Origin of the sequence: Novipirellula rosea (genome assembly GCF_039541335.1) — a bacterium.
GTDB lineage: Bacteria > Planctomycetota > Planctomycetia > Pirellulales > Pirellulaceae > Novipirellula > Novipirellula rosea.
This window is the reverse complement of record NZ_BAABGA010000054.1, coordinates 1-16936: the sequence shown is the minus strand read 5'-3', so window position 1 is coordinate 16936 and position 16936 is coordinate 1. Positions and strand designations below refer to the sequence as shown.

Annotated in this window: 9 protein-coding genes; 6 read left to right on the top strand and 3 right to left on the bottom strand. The window is 54.6% G+C overall.

Features of this window, described 5'->3' with window-relative positions:
* Nucleotides 1–43: 43 nt before the first annotated feature.
* Nucleotides 44–970, bottom strand: coding sequence for a uracil-DNA glycosylase (locus ABD971_RS21040; RefSeq protein WP_345325309.1), 927 nt, complete (start codon nt 968–970; stop codon nt 44–46).
* Between the two features lie 146 nt (nt 971–1116).
* Here ABD971_RS21040 and der point away from each other — a divergent pair, with 146 nt between their 5' ends.
* Complete coding sequence (der, locus tag ABD971_RS21035; protein ID WP_345325307.1) at nt 1117–2484, top strand: ribosome biogenesis GTPase Der; 1368 nt, start codon at nt 1117–1119, stop codon at nt 2482–2484.
* A gap of 14 nt (nt 2485–2498) precedes the next feature.
* Here der and ABD971_RS21030 read toward each other — a convergent pair whose 3' ends face one another.
* Nucleotides 2499–3251 (bottom strand): PIG-L family deacetylase, encoded by a 753-nt coding sequence (locus ABD971_RS21030; RefSeq protein ID WP_339938090.1) that lies wholly within the window; start codon nt 3249–3251, stop codon nt 2499–2501.
* A gap of 830 nt (nt 3252–4081) precedes the next feature.
* Between ABD971_RS21030 and ABD971_RS21025 the strand changes: the two genes are divergently transcribed.
* Nucleotides 4082–8491, top strand: a complete 4410-nt coding sequence (locus ABD971_RS21025; protein ID WP_345325304.1) for a hypothetical protein — start codon at nt 4082–4084, stop codon at nt 8489–8491.
* Between the two features lie 108 nt (nt 8492–8599).
* Entirely contained in the window at nt 8600–10690 is a 2091-nt protein-coding gene (locus ABD971_RS21020; protein WP_345325302.1) for an alpha/beta fold hydrolase, read from the top strand.
* Between the two features lie 48 nt (nt 10691–10738).
* Here the strand turns inward: ABD971_RS21020 and ABD971_RS21015 are convergent, their stop codons facing one another.
* Complete coding sequence (locus ABD971_RS21015; RefSeq protein WP_345325300.1) at nt 10739–11209, bottom strand: carbon storage regulator; 471 nt, start codon at nt 11207–11209, stop codon at nt 10739–10741.
* Nucleotides 11210–11640: 431 nt separating this feature from the next.
* Here ABD971_RS21015 and ABD971_RS21010 point away from each other — a divergent pair, with 431 nt between their 5' ends.
* The 3 genes from ABD971_RS21010 (at nt 11641) to ABD971_RS21000 (ending at nt 16152) form a co-directional block, all read left to right on the top strand.
* The gene (locus ABD971_RS21010; protein ID WP_339938097.1) at nt 11641–13449 is read left to right on the top strand and encodes a peptidylprolyl isomerase; all 1809 of its coding nucleotides are present in this window, start codon (nt 11641–11643) and stop codon (nt 13447–13449) included.
* Between the two features lie 309 nt (nt 13450–13758).
* On the top strand, nt 13759–15054 hold the full coding sequence (locus ABD971_RS21005; RefSeq protein WP_339938099.1) for an aminotransferase class I/II-fold pyridoxal phosphate-dependent enzyme: 1296 nt from the start codon (nt 13759–13761) through the stop codon (nt 15052–15054).
* A 117-nt stretch (nt 15055–15171) separates the two neighbouring features.
* Nucleotides 15172–16152: an outer membrane protein assembly factor BamB family protein gene (locus ABD971_RS21000; protein ID WP_345325295.1), complete on the top strand. Its 981-nt coding sequence runs from the start codon at nt 15172–15174 to the stop codon at nt 16150–16152.
* Nucleotides 16153–16936: the final 784 nt, after the last annotated feature.

The window sequence follows — 16936 nt, the reverse complement described above, 5'->3', positions numbered from 1 at the left end:
GAGAGGATTCCCGTTTAAAAAAAGTGCGAAGAATTTTTGCGGACTAGATCAGTCCTGCATCGCGAAGCATCATTTGCAAATCTTCCCAAGCGGCTTTCTTGGCGGCGGGATTTCGCAGTAAGTAGGCCGGGTGATAGGTCACAATGACTTTGCTATCAAAATAGGGGTGAAATTGCCCCCGAAGTCGCCCGACCGACAATTTGCTGTCGAGCAACGCTTGTCCGCTGACGGCCCCGAGACAGACGATGTATTCGGGGCGAATCAGTTCAATTTGCTTTTCGAAGTAGGGACGGCAATTGGCAATTTCTTCGGGTTCAGGGTTCCGGTTTCCTGGCGGCCGGCATTTGACGGTGTTGAGGATGTAGACCTCTTCGCGCGAGAATTTGCAGGCTTGAATCATTTTGGTCAGCAGTTGCCCCGCTTTGCCAACAAAGGGGCGTCCGCTGCGGTCTTCGTCGGCGCCGGGGCCTTCGCCAAAGAACACGACTCGCGCGGCCGCGTTTCCTTCGCCGAACACGGTTTGGGTGCGGCAACGAACAAGTTGGGGACATCGCTGGCAGGCCGCCACTTCGCTTGCCAAGGCCGCCAGTTCACTTTCACGCTGCGCCACCGGCAAACTGACGCCTGGATAGGGTTTGCCCGCCTCGCCGACCAGCATCGGACTCAAAGCCGGTCGACGCGGTGGCGGTTGGGTTGGCGGTGGTGGGGACGGCGCCGCAGCAGCCCCCCCCGACGGAGTTCCGCCAGAATCAACCACGGGTGGACGGGCATTTTGGGCGACCGAAGACGCGGCATTGTCGACGGACGAGGTGGCACTAGCCGCTTCAAACCGCGACTTCAGCGTCTGGACCGTGTCCAAATTGGGACGTGGCATCCACTGCACACCGGCTCGCGCCAGATGATTGGCAAGCGCAGCGGCCTGCATGATCAATTGATCGCGATCCAGCGGGGGTAAAATCTTGTCAGACATAGCGGAGATTCTAGCGAATCTAGGTTTGAACGTCTTCTAGGGCTTTGTGATTTGGGTCGCCGAGAATAGGATTCAGTGCTTAAGCGCATTGTCACACTGTTGTTCCCGTGCCCCTGTTTGTTGTTCCCGCACCCCTGTAATCACGAATGCCCGTCCCTCGAGTCGCTATTGTCGGTCGTCCCAATGTAGGCAAAAGCAGCCTATTTAACTGGCTTGCGCGTCGTCGCCTTGCCATTGTCGACGATTACGAAGGCGTCACACGCGACCGAATGACGACGTTGATCGAATCAAATGACCGTTTTTTCGAGCTGGTCGATACGGGCGGAATGGGGGTGGTGGACGCGGACAATCTGACCGAGGACGTTCGCAACCAAATTGAAATCGCGATCAATACCGCCGATGTGATCGTGTTGGTGGTCGACGTCCAGACCGGTGTGATGCCGATGGACGAAGAGGTGTCCGAGCGTCTTCGCTCGGTTCAGCGTCCGGTGATCTTGGTCGCCAACAAGGCCGATCAATCGCACCAAGACGTGTTGGCCGAAGATTTTCAGCGTCTCGGTCGCGGGCACCTGATTCGGGTCAGCACGACTCAGAATCGCAACCGCCAAGATTTGCTCGACCTGATCGTCGATCGGTTACCCGAACCGAATAACGAATTGGTCCAAGAACCTCAGATGAAGGTGACGATCGTTGGACGGCGAAATGTCGGCAAAAGCACGTTCGTCAACACGTTGGCCGAAGATGACCGCATGATCGTCAGCGAAGTGGCCGGAACGACGCGTGACAGCGTCGATGTGATTTTCGAGATAGATGGCCAGTCCTTTATGGCGATCGACACCCCAGGGCTTCGCAAACGCAAAAGCCAGCGAACCGACCTCGAGTATTACGGGATGCATCGTGCTCAGCGAAGCGTTCGTCGAGCGGACGTCGTTTTGATGTTCTTCGATGCGGGCGAAACCGTCAGCAAAGTCGACAAACAGTTGATGGGCTATGTGATGGAAAATCACAAACCCTGCATCTTTGTGATCAACAAGTGGGATAAATATCACGGCCAAGTGCCGACCGATCGCTGGGTTCGCTACATCCATGCCCAATTCCCCACACTCACCTATGCCCCGATCGCATTCATCACCGGCCAAACCGGAAAGAATGTCAAAACGCTGCTCAATCACGCGACGATGTTGTTCAAACAGGCGCGGGAACGGGTAACCACGGGGCAGCTGAACCGGTTAATCCGAGCCGCCATCGACGCTCATCCGCCGGCGATGTACCAAAACCGTCGCCCCAAGATTTACTTTGCCACGCAAGTCGCCACCGAACCCCCGACCGTGGTGTTGATGTGCAGCGAACCGAAGGCATTTACTGCGGATTACAAGCGTTATTTGCTGGGCGTATTGCGAGACCACCTGCCGTTTGGCGAAGTGCCGATCAAGATGTATCTGCACCGTCGTCATCGCGAAGGGGACGACGGAGGCGAAGAGGAAATCACCCCGAAACGCGGAAAACGCAGCTAGTCCTTCCGCGATCGCTAGTCCATCAGCGGTTCGAGCCCGAGTGTGACCATCAAATTATCCACCGCGAACGGCTTCGCTGCGGCAAACGATTCTCCTGCGGTAACACTGGCGGCGGCACCGGTCACGGTTGCCGCCGCGCGAACGCGGGTGACGATATTCGGTTTGTGTTCGAACTGAGTCTTGTAACACAAGATTGACTCGATCTTGGTCTCGATCGTGTCGCTGATGTCGACAATTTGGTGATACGGATTTCCCGCCAACGTGTCCGGTTCGACCGCCAACCGGTAATAAAGTTGCCTCTGGATAGAGTGAACTGGCAAACCGGGAAAATATTCGTCCCACTTGGTCAGCCGGCTGTAAAAGACGGCGGCATCGGTAATTTGCATCGCTTGCCAATGATCCGGAGACGCCATTGGGGTTTTCTCGCCAAAGCCAATCACGAGTTGAGGCCGATAGCGGCGAAACTCTTTGGCTAGCGCAACGCGGTGCTCGAAACAGTCGAATAAGCGGCGATTAGGCAGATCGAGCTGAATTCGCTTTTTGATTCCCAGCACCTTTGCCGCGGCTTGCGATTCAAGCAGCCGAACTTCGGGACTGGGCGAGTTCGGTGTCGGCTCGCCATCGGTCAGATCGATGATCCCGACTCGATAACCTTTGTTGGCAAGTTTCGCCAGCGTTCCCCCACAAGCGATTTCGACATCGTCCGGATGGGCGCCTACCGCGATCAGGTCAAGCCGCTCAGGCAAGTCGATTTTTTGATCTTCCAACGCAAGATCTCCCTTCCAAATTCTGATGATTGCGATTTGATTGCCTGAACCCTCCAAGCTCTCGCAACGCAGTGTGCGGATAAGTCGGCCGAGAGACAACCTGGGTTTTGCCGATCGACAGAGCGTTTCGATGTGGAACCACCCAGAAACGGACGCCTGTCGGCCAAGAAGACGAAAAAAGCGGGTTGAAATACCTTGTTCCGAACCTCCGCACAGGTAGCAGTACGGATATCAGCACAAATCACGCTCCTACAACCCGATTGACCCTCACAAACAGCCTGGGCGATGGCATCGATTCACAAATTCATTCGAGAACCGATCAAGAAAGACGACTTGGATCCCAGAGTCGAACTAGTCTTTGGTGTGTCAGCGGGACGCAACGCGACACGATTCACAACCACCAGATACTAAGCGTCCCCCCGTGCGAGGCGGGGTCGGTCTTTCGAGATCGGCCTCGCCTTTTTTCGTTGGCACGTCGGTAGGGTGGGAAGCTCAAGCGAACGCTGGGGAAAAGATTTCCAATGTTTTTATTACATCACCGGATGCCTGACTTTGGCACGGTGCTAGCTTTGAAGAAGGTAGGGTGACGCCAATGGGGTCAAACGAACCGGTATGCTGAATCAGATTGCAACACCTGTAGCAAAATGCAACACATACAACCGTAAAGTTCGACACACCAACGCAGCGAAACCCCGGTTTTTTCGTAGCAAAACGGAAACCTGGGAAATAGACTCTCTAGTGGGAGAGTGCTTTTCTGCCCTACTTTCCGCTATTCAGAACCAGAACACAGCAAAAACGCGTTTTCTGTCACTCGCGAAAGAGATAATCAGATGGGATTGCGACAAGTCGCACTATTCGTTCAACAATCCAGCCCCCGAAAGCTGGCGACCGGTCTACTGCTAACGACGGCCATGTGGATTCCGACGGTATCCGCCGACGAACCCTCTAGCGATGGAGGTCAGGTTCGCGTGGCGAGTTACAAGATGCCATCGGGCGACGCGTACTTCGCGGCTTCGCTGCAACCGGCGGCGAGTGATTCGCTGTTGGATGCGGTTCGCAAAGCGGATGCCGACATTGTCGTGGTGGTCGATACGTCGGCGAGCCAAGTCGGAGAATACCGTCGCGATTCGATCGCCGCGATTCGCAGTGTGATCGAACAATTCCGCGCCGGCGACCGCGTTCGCTTGTTCGCTGCGGATATCAAAACGGCCGATTTGAGTGGCGACTTCGAATCGCCAAGCTCTTCACTGACTCAGAACGCGATTGCGAAACTGGGTCAACGATTGCCGCTTGGCAACACCAACTTGATTACCGTCATCGACTCGATTCGCGCGACGTTGGTCGGCGAACCGGCTAGTCGAACTCGCAGCATCGTTTATATCGGGGATGGATCATCGCTCGAAGCCAATGCGGATAAAAAGCGTTTCGAAGCGTTAGTGGATGCTTTGCGATCGGACCGCATTTCGGTTCACAGCGTGGTGATCGGACCGACTGCGAACATCGAAGTGATGGGAATTTTGGCGAATCAAACCGGTGGTGTCCTCGGTGTCGTTGGCACTGCGGAAGACGCAAATTCGGTTGCCATCGCTCGCCACGTAGGCAAGTCGGCATCGATGTCGCCGATTTGGATTAGCGATGCCAAGTTGACCGAGGGAATGAAATCGGTTCAACAAGACCGTTTGCCACCGCTTCGTCTGGACCGTGATTCGATTTTGTTGGGGCACATGAAGATGGCCTCCGGTGATGTTTCGTTCCAATTGATGGGCGAGACGACTGCGGCGAATGTTGCCATCCAAATTGATGGCGAGATCGAAGCGAGTCATCCCGACTTTGCCTTTTTGCCAGGTTTGGTCGACGAGTCGGCCGCCAATCGAGGGCTGATGTTGGCCACGGCTGGATCACCGATGCTGCGTCAAACCGCTCATGCATTAGCGACTCAAGCCGAAGACCTTGTTCGCGCCGGAAACATCGCGGTCAAGCAAGGCAACATGCGTGGAGCAAAGGCGATTGCTGAAAAAGCACTCAAAGCCGACCCCAACAATCCCGAAGCCAAAGCGATCGAAACGGTCACCGAAGAAGCGAACACGCTGATCATTCAGAACCCCGCCGATTCGCCGTTCGATGATATTTTCGGCGGCGGTGACGCTCCGATGGAAGAGGGTGGTGACGTTTTTGGAAGCGACCCTGCACCTGCAGCCGGTGACGATGTGTTCGGCAACAACGATGCGGCCGCCGCAGTTGAAAACGATCCAATGGACATTCAGGACGCGCCTCCAGCGGCGCCACCTGCTGCGGCTCCACGCCAACCCGCACCTCGGGTTGCTCAACCCCAAGTTGCTCAGCCACGAGTCGCTCAGCCCCGCAACGCGGCGCCGATGCGAGACAACAATTTCTTTGGTCCTGCCGTCGGCGATGACGAGCTGCTCGAATCGGGCGGTGCGTTGCTGGATCAAGTCGAAGCCGAACAATCGCTTGCCGAAGGGCGTCTGCGTGCCGAGGTCAGCTCTCAGCTAAGGGCAGCTCGTCGCCAATTGATCAACGATCCACAAGGGGTTTCCGGATCACTGAAATCGCTGCTCGGCAGAATCGAGATGACAGCGAACGTCAGCCCCGATGTACGCAAAGAATTGATGGGTCAAGTTCGCTCGGCGATCCAACTTGCCAGCAGCAAAGAAGCTCGCTTCTTGGACGCTCAAGCCAACCTTGAACAACAGGCCAAAGGCGCAAACGCGATGACCCGTTTGCTCGAGGAAACTTTCCGGAACGAACAGTCGCTCAAGACATTGTCCGAACAAATGAATGCCTTGATCGGCGAAGGCCGTTACGAGGAAGCGGACGGCGAAGTCTCGATTCCGTTTGCTCGTCTAGCCGGAGATACGATCACTCGTGACTCAACCGCCGGACGTCAATTCATTGACTATCCGTTGTGGCTACAAACCTACGCTCGCGATCGTCGTTACACCGAGATGCGGGATCGCAACTTTGTCGATGCCTTCTCGTTGGTGCTCAAAGCGGCGATTCCGTTTGTGGATGAGCCACCCGTCGTTTGGCCCGAAGCCGATGCATGGCAAAAGCTCAGCCGACGCCGCATCGAGCGTTACGGTGCGATCGAACTGGTTGGCGACAACGATACCGAGCGCCGGATCCAAGCTTCGCTCAGTGATGAAACCAGCCAGATTTTCGTGGAAACACCGCTTGAAGAAGCCATTCAAAAAATCGCGACGGACCATGACATTCCGATCGTCGTTGATCGACGTGCGTTGGAAGAAATTGGTCTAACCGCCGACAGCCCTGTCACGATTGAACTGAAAAACGTTTCGCTTCGTTCTTTCATGCGGCTGATGCTTCGCGAACTCGACTTGACCTACATGATCAAGGACGAGGTGATGCAGATCACCACCCAAGAAGCGGCCGAAGAAAACCTCGTGACCAAAGTCTACCCCGTCGGTGACCTCGTCGTTCCTGTCATGCAACTCGGTGGCGGCGGCATGGGCGGCGGCATGGGTGGTGGTATGGGCGGCGGCATGGGCGGCGGCATGGGTGGCGGTATGGGCGGCGGCATGGGCGGCGGCATGGGTGGTATGGGCGGCGGCATGGGCGGCATGGGAGGCGGCGGTATGTTCGCGGTTCCCGATGACGTCTCGCTGCAAAACAAAACCACCGCGTCCCCTTCAGCAACTAGCGCTGAAAACGCGACTCCCCCATCCGTTGCAAAACCGGCCAAGAAAACGCTGTCACGTTTTGACATCAAACCGATTCGAATTCAGGTCGCCGAAGGTCAATCCAAAGCGGAAGCCTGGGACCAATTTTTCTCGACCGTCGAAATTGATTCTGCCGAAGACCTCACTCGTTTGGATCAACGCGTTCGCGAAACGGTCGGCGAGTGGTCGACCAAGGCCTTGAAATTCCAAGAAAGCGGCAAGACCGAGCAAACGGTCGCCTGTTTTGCCGAGATGCGAGAAGTCATCGCCGCAGCGATGCGTGCGGGCCATGTCCAAACTTGGATGTATCAAGCTTATGCAATCGCACTCAAAGCAACGAACGCTCCGAAAGAAGAGATCGAACGCACCCTGCTTTCGGCAGTCGATTTTGCCGAGACCCCCGAAGAGGTTTTGCATGTTGCCGCACGACTCGAAGAGGTCGGCTCGGGAGCAGCGGCACTCGAATTGTGCCAAAAGATTTCCGCACTCGATCCTTATCGACGTGAACCTTACTTGATGGGGCTCCGCATCGCTCAACAACTCAATGACATTGACGCATTGTCGTGGGCATGCAGTGGTGTATTGAGCCAAGCATGGCCCGAAAAATTCCAACCGATCGTCGAACAAGCTCGCTTGGTCGCGCGTGCGACCCACAGCGAATTGATTGCTGAAGGCCGAACCGACGAGGCTCAGAAGTTCAGCGAATCGCTGCGATTGGCCGCTTCCCATGACGCCATCGTCCGTGTTTCGTGGACTGGCGATGCCGACCTTGATTTGGCGGTCGAAGAACCCTCGGGAACCATTTGTGCCATCGATAGCCCGTCGTCCGCCGGCGGTGGAACGCTGTTGGGCGATTCATTCCCTGGTCGTGGTGACGATGAACTGGGGACCGTTTCGGAAACCTACCTGTGTCCGAAAGGCTTTACTGGAAAATATCGATTGCTGATTCGCCGAGTTTGGGGAGACGTTTCCACTGGCAACGCAACGGTCGAAATCATCACCGACGTCGGACGTCCAAGCCAACGCTTCATTCGCGAAGAAATTCCGATTGGCGTTCAGGACGCGATGGTCGTCTTTGAAGTCAAAGATGGACAACGCAAAGAGGATGTCGCCGCAGCTCAGCTCGCTCATCTGCGAGACGTGCAACGTGATATGAATCATCAGGCGCTCGCCCAATTCGCTGGCGATGGACCTGACGCAGCCCAAGTTTTGCAAAATCTGTTTAATGACGTGCAGTCATTGACGGGCGGCAGCGTGGGTGGCGGCGGCGTCATCGGAGGCGGTGGCAACTTGGGTGGCCTAGGTCGGTTCAATCGTGGCGCGGTCGGTTTCCGACCTGAAATCACCCAGCTTCCCGAAGGAGCTTCGGTGTCGGGACTCGCAATCATCTCGGCGGATCGTCGTTACGTGCGAATCAGCCCCGTGCCCACGTTCTCGCAAGTCGGTGACGTGCGAACGTTTAACTTCGTCGATGGCGAAGGCGGAACCGATGCTGGTGGCGGGGTCGGTGGTGGCCTCGGTGGTGGCGGTTTCCAATAGGGAACAAGCTAAGGTTGACAGCGAACGCCCAACGTTTCTAACGTTGGGCAAAATTGCCTTGAATGTCTCCAACTTAGCGGTCTTGCCACGTCAGGACGATGGATCGGAATGCCGCAATTGCTCGCAACGGAATGCGTGACCCACGACTTTCGCACCCACAGGGGTGCGAAATCGGCCGCCGCGCGCTCTTTCGCGTTGACTTTTCTTGCGACGAATCGGCCCATCAACGCTCACGGCGTGTGGCTTCTGTTCTTGCTAACGCTGCTGGGTTTCGGGGCGGGGTGCACGTCCACCCGTTACGTTTCGAACCGTTCGATTCGCGAAAATCCGCTCGCCACCAATCTAAAATTGGTGACATTCCGCGGCCCCGAGATCAGCGAGCGAACATGGCACACGTTAAATCGGTTTGGGTTGGAAGACCAATATGCCGCCGATCGCAAAAAATGTTTTGCCAAAATCCGGCAAACGATCAACGAGTCGCCTGACTCGGAATTGGTCTACGCTCTGAGCGAACTTTCGTACGTCGAGGGCAAAAAGGCGGAACGCAGCGGTGATTTGCTGAACGCACTGAATCACTACGGAATTGCGTTAACGAATTCCTACGATTACCTATTCAGCGACGATCTGCAAATCACTCGCAATGCATTTGATCCTCAATTCCGTGCAGCGTGCGATCTGTACAACGAATCGCTCGAAGACACGCTGCGAATCCTGTGCAGCGAACATCGCATCGAACCAGGCAGCACCTACACGATTTCCACTCCGGATCGCGAATTCATCGTCCGCACCGAAATGCGAGGCAAATGGAAACCGGAGGAGTTTGACCGTTACGAGTTTGTCAGTGACTTTGACATCGAGACGCTCAACAACCGGCACACCACCTACGGGCTAGGCGTCCCGCTGATCGCGGTGCGGAAACCTGCCGACAAAAACGATTCACGCGAACGCTATTACCCGTCGGGGCTGAGCTATGCCGTTTCGGCGATGATGCGTTGCTCCCCTGGCACGTCAGAATCTGGCACGTCCGGCAAACGCGCGGGCGAATCCGCGACCTGCGTGCTCGAATTCTTTGATCCGCTGGAAGCTAACCAAATCGAAATCGCCAACCAGTGGGTCCCGCTGGAAACCGATCTGACGACACCGCTGGCCTATTTCCTAGACAGTCCTGAATTTCGCAAACGCAATCACGCGACCGAAGGCTTGCTCGATCCCGATGGTTCTCAAGAACGGCGAGGCATCTATATGCTCGAACCGTACGACCCCGATCGCATCCCGGTTTTGATGGTGCATGGTCTGTGGTCGAGTCCGCTGACATGGATGGACATGTTTAATGACCTCCGCAGCTTTCCCGAGATCCGCGAACGATATCAATTCTGGTTCTATCTCTATCCATCTGGCCAACCTTTTTGGATTAGTGCGCAGCAACTGCGTGCTGACTTAGCTGCCATGCGAGGTTCGTTTGACCCCAGTCATCGCGATCAAGCGGTCGACAACATGGTGTTGGTCGGGCATAGCATGGGCGGACTCGTCAGCCGATTGCAGACGATGGATAGTGGTGACGATTTTTGGAAGATCGTCAGCGACCAGCCTGCGGACAAGTTAAAGGGCGAGCAAGAGGACCGCGTCAAGTTGGTCAGCACGCTCTACTTCAAACCCAATCAGTCGGTGGGGCGCGTGATCACGATTGGAACTCCACACCGCGGCAGCGATTTTTCCAACGATTACACACAGTGGTTGGCCCGCAAATTTATCAAACTGCCTCAGATGTTCGTCTCGACGGGCCAGCGTTTGACACGCGAAAACCCCGACTTCTTTCGTGATACGAAGCTGTTAACCGCTGTTAATGCCGTCGATTCGCTGTCGCCAAAATCACCTATCTTCCCCGTCATGTTGCGTGCGAAGAAGTCGCCGAACGTCAAATACCACAACATTATCGGTGTCTTAGAAAAACCGCCGCTGTTTGGTCCCAAGTCTCGTAAAAATGATGGTGTCGTGGAATACGCCAGTGCTCACATGGACGACGTGGAAAGCGAAATCACGGTCGATGCCGAGCACACTCATATTCATATGACGGGGAAAGCGATTTTCGAAGTTCGCCGTATCTTGCTCGAACATCTTCAAGATATCGATGCCCATGATCGTATTGCCACGGGCCCAAGTGAACCGTCCATGCACGCTGCGGACGCCTATCGACGTTGATTGGGAAAGCCCCACTGCGATCCCCCTTTGCCGGACCGACAGACCGGCTCATTGTGCGATCCCCACATTCACATCGGTTGGCAAGAACGCCGCCAGGGGCGCCGCGTTTTTACGCACGGTATTGCCGTTAACGGGCACTCGAGTCATATAGACTTGGCCTGACAACGCTCCCACACGATTAGCCGTCGCGCCCGAGTTTTTCGCGATCGTAGTTTTCGCGGTAGCAGGCTTTTCTGTAGCGGGCTTTTCTGCGGATTGATCACGTCGTTTGGCGACGTGCTTTTTTGAGCGGCCTGTGACCGTGGTGGGGTGAGCGAAGGCTTCTTCCCGTTCACTCAACGGGTTCTCGTCGACTTCGAGCGTTTGATCCAACGCTTCCAACTCAGCACGAATCACTCGAATGTCGCGTGGAGCTTCGATGCCGATTCGCACCGTGTTTCCTTGAACTCGAACCAGGGTGATGGTGATGTCGTTGCCGATTTGAATCTTTTCGTCAAGTTTGCGAGTTAAAACCAACATGGCAGTGTCCTTTGCGTTTGTATTCGTCGTCGAGATAAAAGTGAATTGCTGCCGTTTCGTGTCCTGACCAGATCCGTCTTGGCAACGAAAAAAGGATATTGCACGAGCCGTGCCAAAGCTTCAAAAAAACCAACCAAAACAAACGTAAACCGTTTACACAACACGACTTAGAGAAACACACAGCAATTTCCAAGGAGCATGGGGTGGCGATGCTTCGGTAGGAATTACAAATCGTTTGTAGTTCAGAACGCTTGCAATCCACCGCCGCATGGACAGCCCCGGCAGCAAAACTTTTCGTCTTGAGTCGAAATAGGAATTTTTCCTATGTTGCGGCTCGAAGGCACTATCGCTTGAGAATGCAGTTGTGTGCTGCTCACGTTTTACTTCTCGGCGACGTCAACGATCACAGTCGGTTCAAAGGAGTGACCGCCATGCCTCTAACATCCCATCAACTCAAGCAGTGGATGAGTTCGCTGCTTCGCGTCGGCCTCTACCTGACACTATTGCTGAGCATCACCCCGACATTGATTAGCCATCCCGTGGCGGCTCAGGACACGGCGAACGATGTCGTAGCGGTCGTCAATGCGGATCCGATCACTCGCAAAACACTTAACGAAGAATCGTTGCGCCGCTATGGCAAAGACGTTCTCGAAAATATGGTCAACCGCCATTTGATTCTGCAGGCGTGTAAGACGCACGGAATCGAGGTCACGTCGACAGAAGTTCGTGAAGAAATCAATCGTATCGCCTCCAAGTTTGGGTTGTCGATGCAAGCTTACTTGCAATTGTTGCAGGAAGAACGCGATATCCAACCCGATCAATACAGTCGCGAAATCGTGTGGCCAATGTTGGCGCTGCGGCGCTTGGTCGCCGATCGCGTGCAAGTGACCGACGAAGAATTCAACAAGGCATTCATTTCGCAATTTGGCGAAGCGGTAAAATGTCGACTGATCATGATGGCAAGCAAATCCGACGCTGAATTGTTGCGTCAAAAAGCGGTTGCCGCTCCCGATCAATTTGCCGCGTTGGCCAAAGAACGCAGCGAAGACGAAGCGAGTGCAAGCGTGGGCGGATTGATTCCGCCGATCCGCCGCTACACCGGTGACACTCGTTTGGAAGAAGCAGCGTTCGCTTTGCAAGACAACGAAATTTCACCTGTATTGCAGCTCGGCGATCAATGGATTTTCCTGCAAGCGGTACGTCGTCTACCTGCGACCACGCCATCGCCGCAAGCGATGCCAAGCATCCGGGCTCAAATCAACGACCGCATTCGCGATGAAAAAATGCGAGGCGCCGCAACGGACCTCTTTGCTCAGCTGCAAGCCGAAGCCCAAGTGGTCACCGTTTTGGGCGATGCCGAAAAATCCCAACAATATCCTGGCGTGGCAGCGATCATTAACGGTCAACAGGTGAGTTTGGCGGCGGTTGCAGCGGAATGCACCAAACGTCACGGTAGCGAAGTGCTCGAAGGGGAAATCAATCGCAAATTGCTTGCCCAAGCCCTCAAGAAAGCCAACAAACAGGTCGGCGATGTCGATCTACAACAAGAAATCCAACGTGCAGCCGCTAGTTTTGGTTTTGTCACCGCCGATGGCCAACCTGACGTCAAATCTTGGTTGCAATCGGTAACGTCCGATGGAACAACCACTCAGGACCTGTATGTCCGCGATGCGGTATGGCCGAGCGTGGCACTGAAAAAACTTGTCGAAGATTCTGTTTCGCTCAATGAACAAGATATCCAGCAAGGATTCGAATCGTCCTACGGGCCTCGCGTCGAAGTCTTGGCGATTGTGTTAGCGGATCAACGCAGTGCCCAAAAAGTGTGGGAGATGGCGCGTGACAACCCGAACGACGCCTTCTTTGGAAAACTGGCTGAACAGTACAGCATTGAACCGGTTTCCGCGAGCAACATGGGCAAAGTCCCCCCGATTCGCAAACATGGCGGTCAACTCGCGATCGAACGCGAAGCGTTTGCGATGAAACCAGGTGATCTCAGCGGCATTGTCGTCACCGGTGACAAATACATCATCATGCGATGCCAGGGTTACACCGAACCGGTCGTCAAGCAACTCGACGACGTCCGCACCGAATTGGTGCGAGATTTGTCGGAGAAAAAATTGAACTTGGCGATGACGGTCCGCTTCGACGAACTGAAGTCGTCGGCAGAGATCGACAATTTCTTTGCTGCGGCAAAAGAGCTGCCCAAGATGGCAAAAGTGCCTCAAGCAGAAAAGAAATAGTGCCGCTCGTCGAAAGAGCGACGCAAGAAAAGAGACAAGCACGCCTGTGAAAAACAAGCGTCAATCGAAGCCCCGCCGTCATGGCGGGGCTTTTTTTATGGATTCAGCGCAACTGCGAGCCGCGTAAAAAGGCCTATACGCCACCCTTTTGGCTTCAGCTTGCCTCATTTCTTGGTGCAACGAACCGATAACCCCTGGGCGATTGTCGGTGTCTGGTCGACAATACCTCTAAACCAACCCGGGCGGTCCGCCGGACCTTCCACTTGGTTTTGATTTTCCGATCCGACCATTCCTTTTGGCTTGAATGACATGAGTCAACCTTTTGACGCTGATACGCCCAACATTGACGCTCCTGCAATTGCACCGTTGACGACCGATCCTGTTCCGGAGCCGTTTGAGGTGAAATTCGCCTCACGCGTCGACCGACTTCCTCCCTACATGTTCGGGCGAATCAATAATTCGCTGTACCAGAAGCGACGTGCGGGCGATGACGTGATCGATCTTGGGATGGGCAACCCATCCGATCCGCCTGATCCGACGGTGATCCAAAAGCTCCACGATGCCGCTTCGGATCCCGGCAACCACGGTTACAGCAAGTCCAATGGGATTGCAAATTTACGCAAAGAAGTTGCGAGCAAGTACAACCGTCAATACGGCGTACGGCTTGACCCCGACTCGGAAATCATCGCCTGTCTCGGCAGCAAAGAGGGATTTTCGCACATGTGTTTGGCGCTGATGGGACCGGGTGACACCGCCATGATCCCCTCGCCTTATTTCCCCGTCCACATGTACGGCGTCATTTTGGCGAGCGGCAACGTCGTCGCGTTGGACGTCGCTGATCCCGATCGCTTTTTACGCAACGTCGCGTATACCTGCGAACACATGGCCCCCAAGCCCAAAGTCTTGATCGTCAATTACCCGCACAATCCCTCTTCGGCGGTGATTGAGCCCGATTTCTTTGTCGAAGTTGTGCGGCTGGCCAAGAAATACAAATTCATGGTCATTCACGACTTTGCTTACGCCGACGTCGCGTTTGACGGCTATCAACCGCCAAGCTTTTTGAGTGCTCCGGGGGCCAAAGACGTGGGCGTCGAGTTCACCACCATGAGCAAGGGCTACAACATGGCGGGTTGGCGAGTCGGTTTTTGTGCTGGAAATTCCGAGATGATTCGGGGCCTTGGCACAATCAAGGGCTACTACGACTACGGCATGTTTCAAGCCATTCAAATCGCGGCCATCGTGGCGCTGCGAGAAACCGAGGCGAGCGTCGAGAAACAATCGATGATCTATCAAGGGCGTCGCGATGTGCTGGTCAGCGGACTGAGACGACTGGGATGGAACCTAACGCCGCCTAAGGCCGGTATGTTCGTCTGGGCCGAGGTCCCTGAACCTTGGAAAAGCAAGATGAGCACGATGGACTTTGCCATGAAATTGCTCGAAGAGGGCAACGTCGCAGTCAGCCCTGGCAGCGGATTCGGCAACGCCGGTGAAGGCTTTTTGCGAATGTCGCTGGTTGAAAACGAGCAGCGGCTCCGTCAAGCGGTTCGCCAAATCGCGAAATGTCTATCGACTTCAGGAGCCCCCACCTCAAACGCGGTGACTTAACTCCGCAGCGGTATCGAATCACAAATATGCGAGAACGTGTGGGTGCAAATTCCCGCACACGGGACATCGATGGGGTATCCTGGTTTGGTTATTACCCACCAAACCAGGAACCCCACTATGCCACTTCGATTTGTTGCCTCGTTGGCAACCCTTCTTTTTTTCTTTGTGCCTCCATCGGCTGTCCCCCACTCCGCATTCGCTGCAGAGACGTCAATCCAACATCGCGTGCTGATTCAAGGCAACGGAAAACTTGCCGTAGTCGAGCCCGACGGACAAATCAGCTGGGAAATGCCATGGGGTGGCATTCATGATCTGCACGTTTTGCCCAACGGCAACTACTTGACCCTCAAAGACTCCGACAAGGTGGTCGAGATCAATCCCAAGACGAAGCAAGTCGTTTGGGAATACAACGCAGGCAAACGCAACGGCAATCAGGGCAAACGCATCGAAATTCATGCGGCTCAAATGATCGCTCCTGATCGAATCATGGTGGCCGAATCCGGCTCAGCTCGCATTATCGAGATCGATCGTGAGGGAAATCTGCTCAAGACAATTCCGCTCGTCGTCGACCACCCCAATCCGCATACCGATACTCGACTGGTTCGCCGACTCGAAAACGGGAATTACTTGGTGGCTCATGAAGCTGATGGAACTGCACGCGAATATGATCACGAAACCGGCAAGGTCATCTGGGAATACGAGGTTCCGATGTTTGGTAAGCAGGCCAAAGGAGGGCACGGTCCCGAAGGATTCGGCAATCGCTTGTTTGCGGCGATCCGCCGCTCAAACGGAAACACGCTGATTGCCACCGGCAATGGGCACAGCGTGATTGAGGTCACGCCCGAGAAAGAAATCGTTTGGCAGATCCACCAAAACGACTTGCCATCGATTCGCTTGGCTTGGGTTACCACGCTCGAGCTACTCGAGAACGGCAACATCGTGCTTGGAAATTGCCATGCGGGGCCGAATCAACCTCAGCTTGTCGAGGTCGATCGCGCGACGAAGCAGGTCGTCTGGACATTCCAGCGTTTTGGAGATTTTGGCAACAACGTCTCCAACACGTTGCTTTTGGACCAGAATTCAACCACCATGCGGTAAGAAAACCGCCATGAGCGAGTTGCGGTGGTGGTGATTGGCAAGCAACGAAGAAGGCAAGCCGATGCCGCCAAACCAAAATGTCCCATCCACCGGGGAAAAACCGCAATGCGAAGAGATGCCAGTTTTAGCGGTATTGCCGCGGTCAAACGACAGTTTGATGATGACGGCATGAAGAAGACGAAAAGAAATCTACGGAAAACGGTAAAAGGCTCTTGCCATCATCAGCAAAGCCCTATATCTTCCCGCCTCACTTGAAACGTGACACGCAGCAACGCGAGTCACAGGGACCAAAAAGCCTCCGGGCCAACGGTTCAAAACCAAGTGAAAATCAAAAGAAGTCTTCAACAACTTTTTTTGAAAACTGCGGTTGACTGGCCGCTTCAAGACTCTAAGATACCGAGCCTTGAACGAAAGCAAACCTAGCACGGCAAACACTTTAAGTGCTTCCTGCAAAGCGAACTTTCACTCAGTAAGTTTTGTGAAAACAAAATGAAAAACTGCTCTTGTGAGCTCAGCGTCGAGACGCTAAGCTTCGCCGGAGACAAGCCCGCCAGTCGGGCACATAGATCTTTGACAATTTGGTGATGATTATTCTGTTGAGTTCAGCAGTGCGAGGTTGCTCTTTGTGCTTGTTAACAGAAGCTTCGGCTTTGTTGCAAGTGTGAAAACAAATGGCGAATCGCTGAGGGTCTTTACCGAGGCCCTCAGAGCAGAATCAGCTTTCGGTTTTAACTTTGCTTTCTCCCGGTCAGCTTGCTGGCTGGTGAATCAATACAAAATTGAA

Coding starts and splice junctions, on each gene's coding strand:
- ABD971_RS21040 (WP_345325309.1), bottom strand. CDS start 970: ATGTCTGACAAGATTTTACCCCCGCTGGATCGCGATCAATTGATCATG.
- der (WP_345325307.1), top strand. CDS start 1,117: ATGCCCGTCCCTCGAGTCGCTATTGTCGGTCGTCCCAATGTAGGCAAA.
- ABD971_RS21025 (WP_345325304.1), top strand. CDS start 4,082: ATGGGATTGCGACAAGTCGCACTATTCGTTCAACAATCCAGCCCCCGA.
- ABD971_RS21020 (WP_345325302.1), top strand. CDS start 8,600: ATGCCGCAATTGCTCGCAACGGAATGCGTGACCCACGACTTTCGCACC.
- ABD971_RS21015 (WP_345325300.1), bottom strand. CDS start 11,209: ATGTTGGTTTTAACTCGCAAACTTGACGAAAAGATTCAAATCGGCAAC.
- ABD971_RS21010 (WP_339938097.1), top strand. CDS start 11,641: ATGCCTCTAACATCCCATCAACTCAAGCAGTGGATGAGTTCGCTGCTT.
- ABD971_RS21005 (WP_339938099.1), top strand. CDS start 13,759: ATGAGTCAACCTTTTGACGCTGATACGCCCAACATTGACGCTCCTGCA.
- ABD971_RS21000 (WP_345325295.1), top strand. CDS start 15,172: ATGCCACTTCGATTTGTTGCCTCGTTGGCAACCCTTCTTTTTTTCTTT.